This window comes from Staphylococcus equorum (genome assembly GCF_029531845.1).
GTDB classification, from domain to species: Bacteria; Bacillota; Bacilli; order Staphylococcales; family Staphylococcaceae; genus Staphylococcus; species Staphylococcus equorum_C.
In genome coordinates this window covers 105,253-123,130 of the sequence record NZ_JAMBPV010000005.1, presented here as the reverse complement: position 1 = coordinate 123,130, position 17,878 = coordinate 105,253, and the positions used below count along the sequence as shown (strand labels likewise).

The following is a 17,878-nucleotide window of genomic DNA, read 5'->3' as shown; positions in this document are numbered from 1 at the left end:
TATCATGCAGTATGCATTATATAAAATTTGATTTAAGAATGGAAGTGTTTATAATATGAGAGTGATATCAGGAGTACATAAAAGTAAAGCGCTAGAGAGTTTAGAAGGGCGTAATACAAGACCTACGATGGATAAAGTGAAAGAGGGCATTTTTAATAGTCTTCATGAAGTTTCAGGGATAGGCTTAGATTTATATGCAGGTAGTGGTTCTTTAGGTATCGAAGCTTTGTCTCGCGGTATGGATAAAATGATTTTTGTAGATCAAAATTTTAAAGCAGTTAAAGTGATTAAAGCAAATTTAAAAAGTTTAAATATAGAAGCTCAAGCTGAAGTATATAAAAACAATGCAGACCGTGCGCTGAAAGCACTTTCGAAACGGGATATTCAATTTGATGTAATCTTTTTGGATCCACCTTATGAAAAAGGGCTTATAGATGAAGCGTTGGAAGAAATCGCAAAGTTTAATTTATTAAAAGAAAGTGGTATTATCGTTTGTGAGTTCAATCATCATGAAAAAATTAATACTGATCCTTTCCATGTGATAAAGCGTTATCATTATGGACTGACAGACACTTTGTTATTAGAAAAAGGAGATTAAAATGTCTACAACTAAAGCAGTCATTCCCGGAAGTTTTGATCCAATTACATATGGGCATATAGATATCATAGATAGAAGTGCTGATCGCTTTGATGAGCTTCACATTTGTGTCTTAAAAAACAGTAGTAAAGCAGGAACATTTTCAATTGAAGAACGCATCGAATTGATTAAAGAATCAGTGAAACATTTGGATAACGTTACAGTACATCATTTTAATGGTTTACTTGTTGATTTTTGTGACGAATTAGGTGCGCAGACAATAATCAGAGGTTTGAGAGCTGTAAGTGATTTCGAATATGAATTAAGACTAACTTCAATGAATAAAAAGTTAAATAGTGATGTTGAAACAATGTATATGATGACGAGTACTAATTATTCATTTATTAGTTCAAGTGTGGTTAAAGAAGTTGCTGCATATAAAGCGAATGTTTCAGATTTCGTCCCGGTACATGTAGAAAAAGCTTTGAACAAAAAATTTAGAAAATAAATATAAAGAACTGCTGCCAAACAAATTGGATTGTGATTCTAGAGTGTAGACAAAAGCGCAAAACCGGATCTAGTCAAGTAGAGAACTGAATAATTGAAATTAGTTATAGGCTGTCGTCCTACCTTTAGGTATACGGTCAGCCATTTTCTAATTTATGGCCAATACTTTGCTTTACACACGTATCACAGGTGTATTGAAGTCGGTAACGGTTCTATCCGAAAGAAAATTATAAATCTGAGTGGCATGTATTTCGTTTGTAAAATAATGTGCATTTTGTTTATTGACTTGTGTTATATAATTACGTTCTGGAAAAGCATGCTTTAAATATTTTAAATATTGCTGACCTTTTTGTGACATGCCTAATACTCTAACTGCTTCAATTGTTGAAGGTTTATCTTGTTGTTTGAAATTAAGTAAAATGTTCATAAGCAAACGTTGAATATGCGTATAGGTATAGCGTTTCGTTTTAATTAATTTCATTAGATGTTCAAAAGAAGTAGCTTCATTAATCAAATGTATTAAGCGATGTTCCAAGCCTTCGCTCATTAAGTGGGTTTGTTCTAATGTTTGCGCATCTTGGCTTAAAATTGCGTATTTTATATAATCAAACGTGTCTTCAATTGTAACGTGAGGCGATTCATAAAGTGCTAGAGCTGATTCAGGCACAACCTTTTTCCATTGTTCATCACCAGTTTGAAGCGATTTACGAATTGAAGTGCCGCTAGCAAAGTCAAAGTTTGAAATCAAATCATCGTGATGAGCGCTTTGTTCTCGAGGTATCGTCCAGGGTTGGATGGTTGGTGCCCATTTTTGAATCGCTCGCACATATGATATCCCTAAAGTGTTATTAGGTGATGAAAGTAACGAATGATCAGAGATAAGTTCACTAATTATACGCGGGTAGCTTTTGCCTTCTTTAGATTTCTCCAAAAATTGTGGAGAATCTTCTACTTCATTCATTTCTTGAGCAAGTGATAGAAATGCATTTATATCACCAGATTCACTTCCAAATGATAAATGATTAATATTTAAATAATCTGCGACTTGAACTGCAGTTTCTGCAAAATATTGTCCTGCAGATATTGCAGAGTAGGCAGGTAATTCAATAACTAGGTCGACAGCGGTTAACGCCATTTGCGTTCGCGTGAATTTATTATAAATTGCTGGTTGGCCTCTCATTACAAAGTTTCCACTCATAATTGCGACAGAAACTTCAGCTTCAGTAATTGACTTTGATTTCTGGGCATGGTATAAGTGACCATTGTGGAAAGGATTATATTCTGTGACTAGTGCAACGCTTTTCATTTGCAATTCTTCCTTTCAGAATTCATTATATATATTGTAACAGATGTAAATGTGTTAAGAAAAAATCTTGACAACTTATGTCTATAAAGTTAAAATAAATTTTGTGCTTGTTAGAGGTGAAGCCCTATGAAATGGTCAATAACACAATTAAGAAAATTCCAAGATAAACCATTTGAATTTCATCAAACGGTTAATTTTGATCATTTAGTAAAATCATTAGATTTAATAGATCTATCTGATATTGATGTTGAAGGTGAATTAACCGTCAGATCAAATGAAGTCATTGCAGATATGCATATAACTGGAACGTATACGATGCCATGTGCACGTACATTAGTTCCTGTGGAAACTCCTATAGATATTAAATCTCAAGAGATTTTTGATTTAGAAGGATATGATGAATATAGTAATGGCGAAGATAAAGATGAACATTACCATGATGCAACAAACGGTATGATAAATCTAAAAGATATTACTGAAGAATTAATTATCATTGAAAAGCCAATGCGTGTTTTTTCAAACGAGAGCGATCAGATGTTAAGTGAAGGCAATGGTTGGGAAGTTATTGACGAAGAAGAAGCGGTTGAACTTGCAAAAGATAAGGAAGAATCTGAATCTAAGCAAATCGATCCTAGGCTTCAAAAACTACAACAATTATATGACGAAGAGTAATAGCGGATTTTAATAATCTATAGTATAATGGATTATTGAATCTGAAAATTTCTATTTAGTGTTTGAATATAAGGAGGATATATCATGGCAGTACCAAAAAGAAGAACGTCAAAAACAAGAAAAAATAAACGTCGTACGCATTTCAAAATTTCAGTACCTGGTATGACAGAGTGCCCAAGTTGTGGAGAATATAAATTATCTCACCGCGTGTGTAAGAACTGTGGTTCATACAATGGCGAAGACGTTGTATCAAAATAATTTCATTTAATTAAATGGCTTAATAATAGCCTATTCTAATCGTTCACTAATTATTCACTTGATAATTTTTGAGCGATTTTTTATGTTAGTGACAGGTAGTATTTATATTCAACTGATAGGTTGTGTAAAATTATGGAAACAATTAATGCACAAATAATTATAAATAAAATAGAAAATAGTGATGCCATTTGGCTCTATGAACATTTTAGTGATTATTTTCAAGAAGTTTCTTCTTATAAAGAATTTAAAAAGTTGTTAAGTGCGTATAACGGTATTAGAGGAACGAACAGATTGTATAAACATTTACATATAAATCGCCAAGATGAGTATATTTGGTTTGACACTAATATGGAATCAGGTGCAAGTGTCATTTTAAATAAATATCAAGAAATTATTGGAATGGCGCTAATTCCGATTAAACAATCACATTTGATTAAATTCTCGAAATGTAGTTATACGATCCCTGTACAAGAAGATTGGCTTGTTCATACTGGTGGTGCAAATGAATTGTTAAATCAGCACTATCGGTATAAAAACCAACGCAATGCTTTTGATTTTGTTAAAGTAATAGATGGTTTTACATATAATGGCGATTCTACACAGTGTGAGAATTATTTTAGTTATAATGCGCCTATTTTAGCTCCGGCAAACGGTGTAGTAGAAGAAATTGTAGACGGGATTCCTGATTGCACACCTGGAGAATATAATACATTACATCCCGAAGGTAATTATATAATTATTAAGCACGGTCGTAATGAATATTGTATGATAGCACATATCAAACCTTATTCTTTCAAAATTGAGAAAGGTGATACGTTGTTGCGTGGACAACATATTGCAAATGTAGGTAATTCAGGAAACGCTTCTGAACCACATGTACATTTTCAGGTGATGAATCATAAAGATATAAAAACAACCCAGACACTGAAAATTAAATTTCTCAATAACGCTTCACCAGTTAAAGGTGATATAGTAACATATACAGGAGATAATGTTTTATTAGAAAGTGAAAGTCAATTTTCTACATTTTTTAAAAATATTAGTACAAACATTAAACATAAATTTAAAAGTTAAAAATACTAAAATAAAGAGGCTATGCTATGGAAATGATTACTTCGGCTCAAAATAGTAAAGTTAAAAATGCAATTAAATTAAAAAAGAAACGTGAAAGAGACAAGACAGGACGCGCACTTATCGAAGGATATCATTTAATTGAAGAGGCTTATAAAAGCAATTTAAAAATTGAGCAATTGTATGTAGTTGATATTGAAAGACTTGATGACGGTTTGATTAATCATGCTGAAGAAGTATTTGAAATCAATCTGAAAGTTGCTGAAGCATTATCGGGTACAGTTACGCCACAAGGTTTTTTTGCAGTGATTGAAAAACCTGTTCATGAAACAGAAAAAGCCCAACAAGTGTTACTAATAGATTGTATTCAAGATCCAGGTAATTTAGGCACATTAATCCGTACCGCAGATGCTGCAGGATTAGATCTAATTGTTCTTGAAAAGGGTACAGCAGATCCTTATCAAGATAAAGTTATGCGCGCGAGTCAAGGCAGCGTGTTCCATATTCCAATTGTGTCACAAGATTTGAGTGAATTTATAGATGGATTTGAAGGTAAAGTGTATGGCACTGCGTTAGACAATGCATTAGCCTATAATCAAATACAAAACCAAGAAAAATTCGCGTTACTGTTAGGTAATGAAGGTGAGGGCGTAAATCCTGAATTATTGAGTAAAACGTCTCAAAATCTAACTATACCTATCTATGGCAAGGCAGAAAGTTTAAATGTAGCAATAGCTGGTAGTATCGTGATGTATCACTTGAAAGGTTGACCCTTTTATCAATTATCGTATATAATATAGTTAATGATATTACAAAATAAATATTAACCTTTAAAAAGACGTAGACTATTTTCATACAGTTGTTTAAGGGAGATTATCCGAAGACTGAAAGATAATCCTCTGTATTTAGTTTTTTTCACCTTTTTGGTTACTTAAAGAAATTTAAGTCGGACTTCATTTCCGTTATCAATGACAACAAGTGTATGCTTAGGCATAAATTTGGGTGGTACCACGGAAGGCTTTCGTCCCAGTTTCAAGGGATGAAAGTCTTTTTTGCGTTTTTACAAACAATCATTACACATTAAGATTTTAAAATAGGAGGACTATGTATGGCACAAACAGAAGCGATGACTGAGATTAAACAGCAAGCATTAGTTGATATTAATGAAGCTCAAAATGAAAAAGAATTACAAGACGTAAAAGTTAAATATTTAGGTAAAAAAGGTTCCGTTACTGGTTTAATGAAACATATGAAAGATTTATCAAATGAAGAAAAACCAGCCTATGGTCAACAAGTGAACGAAGTGAGACAAGCAATTGAAGGGGAAATTGAATCACGTCATGAACTTTTAGCGCACGAACAATTAGAAGCACAATTAAAAGAAGAACAAATTGATGTTACTTTACCTGGTCGTAAAATTTCAATAGGTTCAAAACACCCCTTAACAAGAACGATTGAAGAGATTGAAGATTTATTCTTAGGTTTAGGTTACGAAATTGTTGATGGTTTTGAAGTAGAAAAAGATTACTATAACTTTGAAGCGTTAAACTTACCTAAATCACATCCTGCGCGAGATATGCAAGATAGCTTCTATATTACAGATGAAATATTAATGCGCACACACACTTCTCCAGTTCAAGCAAGAACGATGGAACAGCGCAATGGTCAAGGTCCTGTAAAAATCTTGTGTCCCGGTAAAGTTTACCGACGCGATTCTGATGATGCAACACACAGTCATCAATTTACTCAAATTGAAGGTTTAGTTGTAGATGAAAATATTAAAATGAGCGACTTAAAAGGTACGTTAGAATTGTTAGCTAAACAATTATTTGGTGAAGATAGAGAAATTAGACTACGTCCTAGTTACTTCCCATTCACTGAACCTTCAGTAGAAGTAGATGTGTCATGTTTTAAATGTAAAGGCGAAGGTTGTAATGTTTGTAAGCAGACAGGCTGGATAGAAATTCTAGGCGCTGGCATGGTACATCCTAATGTATTAGAGATGGCAGGTTTCGATTCAACTAAATATACTGGTTTTGCATTTGGTATGGGTCCTGACCGTATTGCAATGTTGAAATATGGTATTGAAGATATACGTCATTTCTATACAAATGATGTACGTTTCTTAGATCAATTTAAAGCTGTAGAAGATAGAGGTGAAAATTAATGTTTATTTCAAAAGAATGGTTAGAAAGTTATGTAGATATTAATGAACCAGTTAATGTACTTGCAGAAAGAATTACACGTACTGGGATTGAAGTAGATGATGTTGTAGATTATACAAAAGAAATCAAGAATTTAGTTGTCGGTTATGTACAATCTAAAGCACCTCATCCAAATGCTGACAAGTTAAATATATGTTTAGTAGACATTGGTGAAGCAGAACCGGTTCAAATTGTGTGTGGCGCTCCTAATGTTGATGCTGGTCAGACAGTCATTGTTGCAACAGTGGGTGGAAGGTTACCTGGTGGCATAAAAATCAAGCGTGCTAAATTACGTGGAGAACGTTCAGAAGGTATGATTTGTTCACTACAAGAAGTTGGCGTTCCAAGCAATCTTGTCCCTAAAAAATTTGAAGATGGTATTTATGTCTTTTCATCTGAAATGGCTCCAGGTACAGATGCTATGACTGCATTATATTTAAATGACCAAGTTATGGAATTTGATTTAACACCTAACAGAGCTGACGCACTAAGCATGATTGGTACAGCTTATGAAACAGCAGCGTTATACAATGTGTCGATGACGAAACCACAAACAAATAGTACTGAAGTTTCGGAACGAGCGTCAGATGAAATCAGTGTGAATATTCAAAACAAAGATAAAGTAGCATATTACAGCGCAAGAGTAGTGAATGGTTTGACAATCGCGCCATCGCCAGAGTGGATGCAAATGCGTTTAATCAAAGCAGGCATTCGCCCAATCAATAATGTCGTAGATATTTCAAACTATGTACTTTTAGAATACGGACAACCACTACACATGTTTGATAAAGATCAAATAGGTTCAAATCAAATAGAAGTACGTCAAGCTCATGCTGATGAAAAAATGACTACTCTAGATAATCAAGAAAGAACATTGAAAAACAGTGATATCGTTATTACAAATGGCACAAATCCAATAGCAATAGCTGGTGTAATGGGTGGCGACTTCTCAGAAGTGACAGAATCAACAACAAATGTTGTGATTGAAGGCGCTATTTTTGACCCTGTTTCTATTAGACATACTTCAAGAAGGTTAAATTTAAGAAGTGAAGCTTCTAGTCGTTTTGAAAAAGGTATTGCTACAGAATTTGTAGATGAAGCGGTAGATAGAGCATGTTATTTACTTCAAACTTATGCAGGCGGTTCAGTAACTCAAGGTCGTGTAGCAGAAGGTGATTTAGGTCAATTTGTTACACCAATTGAAATTTCTATTGATAAAATAAATACAACAATAGGTTTTGAACTATCAGGGGAAGAAATTGAAGCGATTTTTGTACAATTAGGCTTTGAAACAACTAGAAATGGAGATAACTTAACTGTAATGGTGCCTTCTCGTCGTAAGGATATTACGATTAAAGAAGACTTAATAGAAGAAATTGCACGTATTTACGGTTACGACGAAATCCCATCAACATTACCTGTGTTTGAGGATGTCACACATGGTGCTTTAACTGATAGACAAGGTAAGTCTCGTGTTGTGAAAGCAACACTAGAAGGCGCTGGTTTAAGCCAAGCAATTAACTATTCATTGGTAGACAAGCAAAGAGCACAAGATTTCGCATTACAAGATCGCTCTACAATTGATTTATTAATGCCTATGAGTGAGGCACATGCTACTTTACGACAAAGTTTAATCCCTCATTTAATCGACGCTGTTTCTTATAACGTCGCACGTAAAAATAATAATGTGTGCTTGTATGAACTAGGACGTGTATTCTTTGGTAATGGGGACGGCGAATTACCTGATGAAGTTGAATATTTAAGTGGTATTTTAACAGGTGATTACACAGTGAATGCTTGGCAAGGTAAGAAAGAAGAAATTGATTTCTTTGTTGTCAAAGGTATCGTAGATCGCATTGCTGAAAAACTAGATATCCAATTTGAATATGAATCTGGCAATATTGATGGCTTACATCCAGGTAGAACAGCAGTGGTTAAATTAAATGATGAAATCATTGGTTTTGTGGGTGAATTACATCCTAAAACTGAAAAAGAAAACGACTTAAAACGCACATACGTTTTTGAATTAAATTATGAAAAAATGATGGCTGTCGCAGTTGGCTATATTAATTATCAACCAATTCCTAGATTCCCAGGTGTATCAAGAGATATTGCTTTAGTTATTAACCGTACAATACCATCAGCAAAATTAGTGAAAGTCATTGAAAATCATGGCGGAGATATATTACAAAACGCCGAAGTATTTGATGTTTATGAGGGCGAACATATTGCTGAAGATGAGAAATCAATTGCAATTCGTTTAGCTTATTTAGATACACAACAAACACTTACAGATGACAAAGTAAATGCAGTACATGAAGACATCTTAGCTGCGTTACAAGCAGAAGGTGCAACAATTAGATAAAATAGTATTGTTAAAAACCCTTGGTAGACCATTATAAACGGACTACCAAGGGTTTAGAGTGTCGACAAAGTCTCCAACTTTGTTGGCATTTTTTTGTGCATACTTTCTGCGGGCACAGCCTCAGATTGTAGTCTTCAATTAATGCTTTATTAACTAGTCGGGAGTCAGCCCAAAGCACTGCCAATTTAAAACAAAAATATAATACGTCATTTGAAATCAGGTGAAGGTTTAATTTGTTAATGACGTTTCTTTTGTACTAATTTTTCTGCTTTTGCGCGGTTAGCAAAATGCTTTTTAGTAATAGTGTCTAGGTAATCAACACCTTTGCGTTCAATAATTTTAGCTGCTGCAAGGTCGACTTTATTGCTAGCCCCTTTAGGAATCTCTGTTTTAGCAGAACGAGAGAGACTATCCATATTTTTAACAAAGGCATAACGTGAAATAATACTGGCTGCCGCAATTGCGATAGATTTAGATTCACCTTTTGTTTCGAATTTTGTTTTAGTACTGAAGGGTAAATCGGTTAGAGCATAGCGTTTATATACACCAGCTTCTGCAAATTGATCAATGACAATATAGTCTAATTCATCAGTATCTATCTTTTGTGTTACATTTTTAATTGCTTCGTTATGTAATACTGCTTTCATTTTAACTTGTGACCAGCCAGATTTTTGTTTTTCGTTGTATTTTTCATTATGCATAGTTAACAAAGAATGAGGGATAAAAGTCACAAGTTGTTCAGCTAATTCAACGATTTTTACATCGGTCAATTTTTTAGAATCATCGACGCCAAGTGTTTTCAGTACTTTTACGTTCTTTTTGGAAACATATGCAGCACATACAGTCAGTGGTCCGAAATAGTCACCACTACCAGCTTCATCACTACCAATACATTGGTAATTATTATATGGAATAGCCTGTTTAGCACTAGAAGTATTTTTGCTTGAATTTGTTGTGGACTTTGGAGGTTTAGCCGTATTAGGTAATAGTTGAGAAGCTATATTATCTGCATCTTTACCTTGAAACATAACTTTATTTGAATTGTAAATTGAAATTGAAGTGCTTTTATATTTGGTTTTGCCTTTCATTCCTTGAGAAACATTAGATGTGTCAAATTGAATTTTAGACATTAATTGCTGAATTTCTTGATTTGTTAATTTAAGTACAACATTTGTCATGTTTTTGGCCTCACTTTATATGAATTACTAATTTTTATATTTTGACAATGAATATCATATCACAAGTATAAATGACCGAGCTACTAGTGAAGTTTTAACTATTAAAAGACTTTATAGAGGTATTTTAATTTATATTGTCAAAAATGTTATAAATAACAAACATTTCGAATATTACAAATCACACCTCTTACAAAATAATATTTTGTCGTGTATAATGGTTCGTGATAAATAGTATAAATTACTAAATTAAACACTTAAAAGAAACAATTAGAGAATGAATTCGGAAATATAAACAAAAGTCAGGAGTTATTATATGGGAGAGTTTAAAAATCGGATTAATGTCACTATAAATGATCAGCGTTATACAATTGTCGGAGAGGACAATCCTGAGCATATCCGTTATGTAGCACATCTCGTAGATGAAAGGATTAAGGAGCTGGGGAGTAAAAGTGCAGGCCTAGACACGACAAGAAAAGCAATACTAACAGCAGTAAATATCATGCATGAAAAAGTACAATTAGAAGAAGAAAATTATCGTCTACAACAAGAAATAAAACAACTGAAAAACAGTGATGAATAATGATTTTTGATATATTAATTGTAATTGTTTTTATTTACATAGGAATGATTGGGTTTCGAAGAGGGGTATGGTTTAGTGCATTACATTTAGGAGCTACGCTGTTTTCATTATGGGTAGCGCAACAATTGTATTTGCAAATATCACAACGATTGGAATTATTTATACCTTTTCCTAAAACGCAGGCTTACGATTTGAATTATGCGTTTCAATTTGATAATCTACAACAGCGATTTGACCACATTATTGCATTTTTAACCGTAGCGACAATTACTAAAATGATCTGCTATGGAGTTATTGTGGTCTTTGATAAAGTTATTCAATACCAAGGGCTCAATTTAATAAGTCGGTTTACTGGTATGGTAATGGGGATAATATCTTCAATGATTATCTGCACGACACTATTGTATGGTGCAGCACTTTATCCATTAGAATTCATACAACAGCAACTCTCAAGCTCGATTATTGCAGAATATATGTTATTTCATATTCCTTATGTATCTACGTTGGTATTAAACATATAGACAGTACAATGTTAGTGAAATATATAGTGATTTTTAAAATACAGGAGGTCAGGGCATAACCAATTTACTGAGGAACGCATAACAGTAATCTGTCTTGACCTTTTTTTATGGAGTGAAAGTGATGACAAAAAAAGATATTATTCAATTATTAGAAAAAATAGCCACTTATATGGAATTAAAAGGTGAAAACACATTTAAAGTTTCAGCATATAGAAAAGCAGCACAAAGCCTTGAAATAGATGAACGCCCGCTCAATCAAATAGAGGATGTCACAGAATTAAAAGGCATTGGTAAAGGTGTAGGAGACGTGATTAAAGAATATCGACAAGAAGGAGAATCTTCGGCATTAGAATCATTACAAGAAGAAGTTCCAGAAGGTTTAATTCCTTTATTGAAAATACAAGGGTTAGGCAGTAAGAAAATAGCTAAACTTTATAAAGAATTAAATATAGATGGTAAAGAAGCATTACAAAAAGCTTGTGAAGCAGGTGAAGTGAGCCAATTAAGCGGCTTTGCTAAAAAAACCGAACAAAATATTTTAGAAGCAGTTAAAGCGCTTGGTGCGAAAAAAGATAAATACCCGATTGACCAAATGAGAGGTTTAAACATTGAAATCAATGAACATTTAGCTACGATTGCAGATATCGAACAGTACGAGGTTGCTGGTAGTTATAGAAGATTTAAAGAAATGAGTAAAGATTTAGACTATATTATAAGTACTAATGAACCGACAAAGGTACAACAAGCATTACTTGCTATACCTAATAAAATTAAGGAAGTAGCTGTTGGGCAAACAAAAGTGTCACTAGAAGTAGCTTATGATGATGAAACGATAGGTGTAGATTTTAGATTGATCGAGCCTTCAGCCTTCTATCACACGCTACAGCATTTCACCGGTTCTAAAGATCATAATATTCGTATTCGTCAGTTAGCTAAAGAAAGTGATGAAAAAGTGAGTGAATATGGTATAGAACAAGCAAATGGCGAATTACTACAATATCAAAGTGAAAAAGAAATTTATGAACATTTTGGTGTGAATTGGATTGACCCAGCGATACGTGAAGATGGAAGCGAGTTTGATAAAGACCTGTCAGATATCATTAAATTAGATGATATTAATGGTGATATTCATATGCATACGACATATAGCGATGGTGCTTTCAGTATTGAAGAAATGATAGAAGCAAACATTGCTAAAGGTCATCAATTTATGGTGATCACGGATCACTCTCAAAGCTTAAAAGTTGCCAATGGCTTGTCACTTGAGCGCTTATTACGTCAAAATGAAGAAATCAAAGCCTTGAATAACAAATATGAAGAAATTGATATTTACTCAGGTATTGAAATGGATATACTTCCTGATGGTCGTTTAGACTATGAAGACGAAGTATTGGCGCAATTAGATTATGTCATTGCAGCAATACACCAAAGTTTTAACCAATCACAAGAAGACATTATGAAACGTTTAGAAAATGCATGTCGCAATCCATATGTCAGACATATTGCACATCCAACAGGTCGTATTATTGGTAAACGTCCAGGTTATGAACCAGATATTGATAGATTATGTGAAATTGCTGAAGAAACAAATACAATATTAGAAATTAATGCGAATCCTAAACGTTTAGATCTAACTGCTGAAACAGTTAAAAAACATCCGAATGTTAAATTAACTATTAATACAGATGCCCATCATGTTGATCATCTAGAATTCATGAAGTATGGTGTTGCGACTGCACAAAAAGGGTTCGTTAAGAAAAACAGAGTCATCAATACGATGTCACGAGAGGCGTTTAAATCGCTTATAGAAAATAACATTAAATTGAAGAAATAGAGGGATTATATGAGGCAGAAATCATTAAATGTCCTAGAATTCGACAAAATAAAAGCACTAGTAGAAAATGAAACAATAAGTGATTTAGGTAAAGAAAAAGTTGTAGAGATGACACCTGCAACTGATTTCAATACTGTCGAATTTCAAATGAATGAAACGGATGAAATTGCTCAAATCTATAATAAGCATCGAATGCCAAGTTTAAGTGGTTTGGCAAAAATATCTACATTTATTCACAGAGCGACAATTGGTGGCGTACTCAATGTTAGCGAATTAAATGTAATTAAACGCTTAATACAAATACAAAACCAATATAAAACATTTTATAATAATTTATTGAATGAAGAAGAAGAAGAAATTAATTATCCAATTTTAAACGATAGAATGGAGCAACTACCAGTTCTATCAGACTTGTATCAAAATATACATCAAAAATGTGATGCATATGATTTATTTGATGATGCTAGTTACGAATTACAAGGTATCAGAAGTAAGATTTCTAAAACAACACAGCGCATAAAACAAAATTTAGATAAAATTGTAAAGCATCAAGGCAATCAAAAAAAACTTTCTGATGCGATTGTGACATTACGTAATGATCGTAATGTTATACCAGTTAAAGCAGAGTATCGTCAAGATTTTAATGGGATTGTTCATGATCAATCAGCTTCTGGTCAAACATTGTATATAGAACCTTCCTCAATAGTTGAAATGAGTAATCAAATTAGTAGTTTCCGTAATGATGAAGCAGTAGAGCGTGAACGTATATTGACTGAACTTACTGTACAAGTTGCTGAAGAAGCAGAAGCTTGTTTAGTTTCAGAATCTATTATGGGTCAAATTGATTTTTTAACAGCTAAAGCACGTTATGCACGTTCAATTAAAGGTACAAAACCAGAATTTACTACGGATAGAACTGTGTATTTACCAAAAGCATTTCATCCGTTGCTAGACAGAACCACTGTTGTGGCGAATACAATTGAATTTGCTCAAGATATAGAAACCGTGATTATAACGGGGCCAAATACGGGTGGTAAAACCGTAATGCTCAAAACACTGGGCTTAGTTATAGTTATGGCACAATCAGGCATGCTGATTCCCACACTTGATGGCAGTAAATTAAGTATTTTTGAAAATGTGTATTGTGACATTGGAGATGAACAATCCATTGAACAGTCCTTATCGACGTTTTCTTCACATATGAAAAATATTGTTGAAATACTTCAAAATACGACTAAAAAAAGTTTAATCTTATTTGATGAATTGGGTGCAGGGACAGACCCAAGTGAGGGTGCTGCCTTAGCAATGAGTATATTAGACCATGTACATGAAATTGGTTCTCTTGTAATGGCTACGACACACTATCCTGAATTAAAAGCATATAGCTATAATAGGGAAGGTGTAATGAATGCTAGTGTCGAATTTGATGTTAATTCATTAAGTCCGACTTATAAATTATTAATGGGCGTTCCAGGGCGATCAAACGCGTTCGATATTTCTAAAAAGTTAGGGCTCAATATGAAAGTGATTCAAAAAGCCAAATCTATGATTGGACAAGATGAACAAGAAATTAATGAAATGATTGCGTCATTAGAAAATAATTCTAAACGTGTCGATGAACAACGTATTGAATTAGATCAGTTAGTAAGAGAAGCACAAGAAGCGCGTGATGCACTTGCTAAACAGTATGCTCAATATCAAAATTATGAAAAACAACTTTTAAGTGAAGCGAAAGAAAAAGCAAATCAACGTGTGAAATCAGCTACGAAAGAAGCGGATGACATACTTAAAGAGTTGCGTGAACTTAGAGATAAAAAAGGCGCCGATGTTAAAGAGCATGAGTTAATCGATAAAAAGAAACAGCTTGAAGATCAATACGAAGCTAAGTCACTGAAACAAAATGTCCAGAAGCAAAAATGGGATGAGATCAAAGCCGGAGATGAAGTTAAAGTATTAACATATGGCCAAAAAGGTGAAGTATTAGAACTTATTGGTGATAAAGAAGCTGTAGTACAAATGGGCATTATAAAAATGAAATTACCCTTAGAAGATTTAGAAAAAACGAAGAAAACCAAAGAAGCACCAGCTAAGATGGTTAAGCGTGAAAATCGACAAAGTATTAAAATGGAGCTTGATTTACGTGGCTATCGATATGATGAAGCAATGGTAACTGTGGATCAATATTTAGATCAAGCAGTGTTGAGTAATTATGAACAAGTCTATATTATTCATGGTAAAGGAACAGGCGCTTTGCAAAAAGGTGTGCAAAATCATTTAAAACGACATAAAAGTGTGTCATCATATAGAAACGGAATGCCAAGCGAAGGTGGATTTGGCGTTACCGTAGCAGAATTAAAATAAACGTGAGCAAGAGATATGCAGAATGTTATAAAGTCTGTTATAATTTCTTCATCATTTGAAATTTAAGGAGGATTGGCAGTTATGGCAATCGTAAAAGCAACAGATTCAAACTTTGATGAAAACATCAAATCAGGTGTAAATTTAGTGGATTTTTGGGCAACATGGTGTGGCCCTTGTAAGATGATTGCTCCAGTATTAGAAGAATTAGCTGGTGACTATGATGGCAAAGCTAATATTTTAAAACTTGATGTAGATGAAAATCCATCAACAGCTGCTAAATTTGAAGTTATGAGTATCCCAACTTTAATCGTATTTAAAGATGGCGAACCAGTAGATAAAGTAGTAGGTTTCCAACCTAAAGAAAACTTAGCAGAAGTAATCGAGAAACATTTATAGTAAATCATTAGCAAAGCTGGGACATTAATTTAATTAATGTCCCAGTTTTCAATTTATCAGCGTTTCAATAGATTGTTTAATGGGATGGTACTATTTATAATAGATTGTAGGTAATATTTAAAAACTCAAATAATGAGACTCATATATGATTAAAAAATTATTAACTGAAACATGATATGGAATTGTTATCATGTGGTTATACTATATAGGTTTAAACGGAAATATAGAGTGAAAGGAGGAGACAATAACATGGTGACATATCAAGAACAAATTAAACAAAAACTCACAGTTGTGCCAACTGAACCAGGTTGCTATTTGATGAAAGATCGCAATGATCAAATTATTTATGTCGGTAAAGCGAAGAAATTAAGAAATAGATTAAGATCTTATTTTACTGGTGCCCACGATGCAAAGACAACACGCTTAGTTGGAGAGATTCGAAATTTCGAATTTATTGTTACGTCTAGTGAGACAGAATCACTGTTACTGGAACTTAACCTTATTAAACAATACCAACCAAGATATAATATTTTATTAAAAGACGATAAAAGTTATCCATTTATTAAAATTACTAAAGAAAAATACCCACGATTAATTGTGACAAGAACAGTTAAAAAAGGTACTGGAAAGTATTTTGGCCCATATCCTAATGCGTATTCTGCGCAAGAGACAAAAAAATTACTTGATCGCATTTATCCTTTTAGAAAATGTGATAAAATGCCTGACAAATTGTGTTTATATTATCACATTGGTCAATGCCTTGGACCTTGTGTCTATCCAGTTGAATTAGAAAAGTATGCAGAAATGACTAAAGAGGTTTCAGATTTCTTAAATGGCGAAGATAAAACAATTTTGCGTAATTTAGAACAAAATATGAAAGATGCTAGTGAAACATTGGATTTTGAAAGAGCAAAAGAGTATAGAGACTTAATTCAACATATTCATAATCTAACTAAAAAACAAAAAATCACAACATCAGACTATACAATAAGAGATGTTTTTGGTTATAGCGTATCCAAAGGTTGGATGTGTATTCAAGTGTTTTTCGTTCGCCAAGGGAATATGATAAAACGTGATGCAACGATGATACCGATACAACAAACAGAAGAAGAAGAATTCTATACTTTTATTGGTCAATTTTATGATTTGAATCAACATTTGTTGCCTAAAGAAGTGCATATTCCTCAACATTTAGATAAAGCTATGGTCGGTTCAGTGGTAGATACAAAAATTGTGCAACCAATAAAAGGTAAAAAGAAAGAATTGGTAGATTTAGCTAATCATAATGCTGAAGTGACACTTGAAAATAAATTCGAATTAATCGCAAAAGATGAGTCGCGAACAGTTAAAGCGATTGAAGAACTTGGAGACCGTATGGGTATTCAAACACCAATTAGAATTGAAGCGTTTGATAATTCTAATATACAGGGAGTCAATCCAGTTTCTGCCATGGTCTCGTTTGTTGATGGTAAACCCAATAAAAAAGGCTACCGGAAATATAAAATAAAAACTGTAGATGGGCCAGATGATTATAAATCGATGCGTGAAGTGGTTCGTAGACGTTATACACGTGTCCTAAATGAAGGCACACCATTACCAGATTTAATTATTGTAGATGGTGGTAAAGGGCATATGAGTGGTGTAATAGATGTGCTCGAGAATGAATTAGGTTTAGATATACCTGTTTCAGGCCTTCGTAAAAATGATAAGCATCAAACGTCAGAGATATTATATGGAGAAAGTGCTGAAATCGTTCCGCTTAAAAAAAATAGCCAAGCATTTTATCTGTTACAAAGAATACAAGATGAAGTGCATAGATTTGCTATTACTTTCCATAGACAAACACGTCAAAAGACAGGTCTACAATCAGTATTAGATACTGTAGATGGTATCGGTGCCAAGCGTAAAACGAAATTGTTGCGAACGTTTGGTTCAATTAAGAAAATGAAAGAAGCGAGTATTAATGATTTGAAAGCATCAGGCTTACCACAAAATGTAGCGGAAAATTTACATCAAGCCTTATACAATAAAAAATAAAATGTTTATGG

At 33.4% G+C, this 17,878-nt stretch carries 16 protein-coding genes; 14 read left to right on the top strand and 2 right to left on the bottom strand.

Annotation, left to right across the window (positions count from 1 at the left end; all coding sequences use genetic code 11):
• The first annotated feature begins 55 nt into the window (after window positions 1-55).
• Together rsmD and coaD are read left to right on the top strand one after the other, a co-directional pair.
• Window positions 56-598 (top strand): 16S rRNA (guanine(966)-N(2))-methyltransferase RsmD, encoded by a 543-nt coding sequence (gene rsmD / locus M4L39_RS08285; protein ID WP_277581579.1) that lies wholly within the window; start codon window positions 56-58, stop codon window positions 596-598.
• Between the two features lies 1 nt (window position 599).
• A complete protein-coding gene (gene coaD, locus M4L39_RS08280) occupies window positions 600-1,085 on the top strand; it encodes a pantetheine-phosphate adenylyltransferase (RefSeq protein ID WP_277581578.1) in 486 nt (161 codons plus the stop codon).
• Between the two features lie 171 nt (window positions 1,086-1,256).
• On the opposite strand, the gene M4L39_RS08275 is transcribed toward coaD, so the two are convergent.
• Complete coding sequence (locus M4L39_RS08275) at window positions 1,257-2,390, bottom strand: nucleotidyltransferase (protein WP_277581577.1); 1,134 nt, start codon at window positions 2,388-2,390, stop codon at window positions 1,257-1,259.
• Window positions 2,391-2,516: 126 nt separating this feature from the next.
• On the opposite strand from M4L39_RS08275, the gene M4L39_RS08270 reads away from it, so the two are divergent.
• The 6 genes from M4L39_RS08270 (at window position 2,517) to pheT (ending at window position 8,960) form a co-directional block, all read left to right on the top strand.
• Entirely contained in the window at window positions 2,517-3,062 is a 546-nt protein-coding gene (locus tag M4L39_RS08270; protein WP_277581576.1) for a YceD family protein, read from the top strand.
• Between the two features lie 84 nt (window positions 3,063-3,146).
• Entirely contained in the window at window positions 3,147-3,320 is a 174-nt protein-coding gene (gene rpmF, locus M4L39_RS08265) for a 50S ribosomal protein L32 (protein WP_002507971.1), read from the top strand.
• A gap of 132 nt (window positions 3,321-3,452) precedes the next feature.
• Window positions 3,453-4,394 (top strand): M23 family metallopeptidase, encoded by a 942-nt coding sequence (locus M4L39_RS08260; RefSeq protein ID WP_277581575.1) that lies wholly within the window; start codon window positions 3,453-3,455, stop codon window positions 4,392-4,394.
• 26 nt (window positions 4,395-4,420) lie between these two features.
• A complete protein-coding gene (locus tag M4L39_RS08255) occupies window positions 4,421-5,161 on the top strand; it encodes a TrmH family RNA methyltransferase (RefSeq protein ID WP_277581574.1) in 741 nt (246 codons plus the stop codon).
• A gap of 338 nt (window positions 5,162-5,499) precedes the next feature.
• On the top strand, window positions 5,500-6,558 hold the full coding sequence (gene pheS, locus M4L39_RS08250; RefSeq protein WP_277581573.1) for a phenylalanine--tRNA ligase subunit alpha: 1,059 nt from the start codon (window positions 5,500-5,502) through the stop codon (window positions 6,556-6,558).
• On the top strand, window positions 6,558-8,960 hold the full coding sequence (pheT, locus tag M4L39_RS08245; RefSeq protein ID WP_277581572.1) for a phenylalanine--tRNA ligase subunit beta: 2,403 nt from the start codon (window positions 6,558-6,560) through the stop codon (window positions 8,958-8,960). The genes pheS and pheT overlap by 1 nt, the downstream gene beginning before the upstream one ends.
• Before the next feature lie 236 nt (window positions 8,961-9,196).
• Here pheT and rnhC read toward each other — a convergent pair whose 3' ends face one another.
• Window positions 9,197-10,138 carry a ribonuclease HIII gene (gene rnhC / locus M4L39_RS08240; protein WP_277581571.1) on the bottom strand — a complete coding sequence of 314 codons (942 nt, stop codon included), beginning with the start codon at window positions 10,136-10,138 and terminating at the stop codon, window positions 9,197-9,199.
• Window positions 10,139-10,451: 313 nt separating this feature from the next.
• Here rnhC and zapA point away from each other — a divergent pair, with 313 nt between their 5' ends.
• The 6 genes from zapA to uvrC all read left to right on the top strand — a co-directional run bounded on the left by zapA (window position 10,452) and on the right by uvrC (window position 17,867).
• Window positions 10,452-10,718, top strand: coding sequence for a cell division protein ZapA (zapA, locus tag M4L39_RS08235; RefSeq protein ID WP_277581570.1), 267 nt, complete (start codon window positions 10,452-10,454; stop codon window positions 10,716-10,718).
• Window positions 10,718-11,239, top strand: coding sequence for a CvpA family protein (locus M4L39_RS08230; RefSeq protein ID WP_277581569.1), 522 nt, complete (start codon window positions 10,718-10,720; stop codon window positions 11,237-11,239). Before zapA ends, M4L39_RS08230 begins: the two co-directional genes overlap by 1 nt.
• A 121-nt stretch (window positions 11,240-11,360) precedes the next feature.
• On the top strand, window positions 11,361-13,073 hold the full coding sequence (gene polX / locus M4L39_RS08225; protein WP_277581568.1) for a DNA polymerase/3'-5' exonuclease PolX: 1,713 nt from the start codon (window positions 11,361-11,363) through the stop codon (window positions 13,071-13,073).
• 9 nt (window positions 13,074-13,082) lie between these two features.
• Window positions 13,083-15,434: an endonuclease MutS2 gene (locus M4L39_RS08220; RefSeq protein ID WP_277581567.1), complete on the top strand. Its 2,352-nt coding sequence runs from the start codon at window positions 13,083-13,085 to the stop codon at window positions 15,432-15,434.
• 81 nt (window positions 15,435-15,515) lie between these two features.
• Entirely contained in the window at window positions 15,516-15,830 is a 315-nt protein-coding gene (trxA, locus tag M4L39_RS08215; protein ID WP_002507961.1) for a thioredoxin, read from the top strand.
• 249 nt (window positions 15,831-16,079) lie between these two features.
• Complete coding sequence (gene uvrC / locus M4L39_RS08210) at window positions 16,080-17,867, top strand: excinuclease ABC subunit UvrC (protein ID WP_277581566.1); 1,788 nt, start codon at window positions 16,080-16,082, stop codon at window positions 17,865-17,867.
• Window positions 17,868-17,878 lie beyond the last annotated feature (11 nt).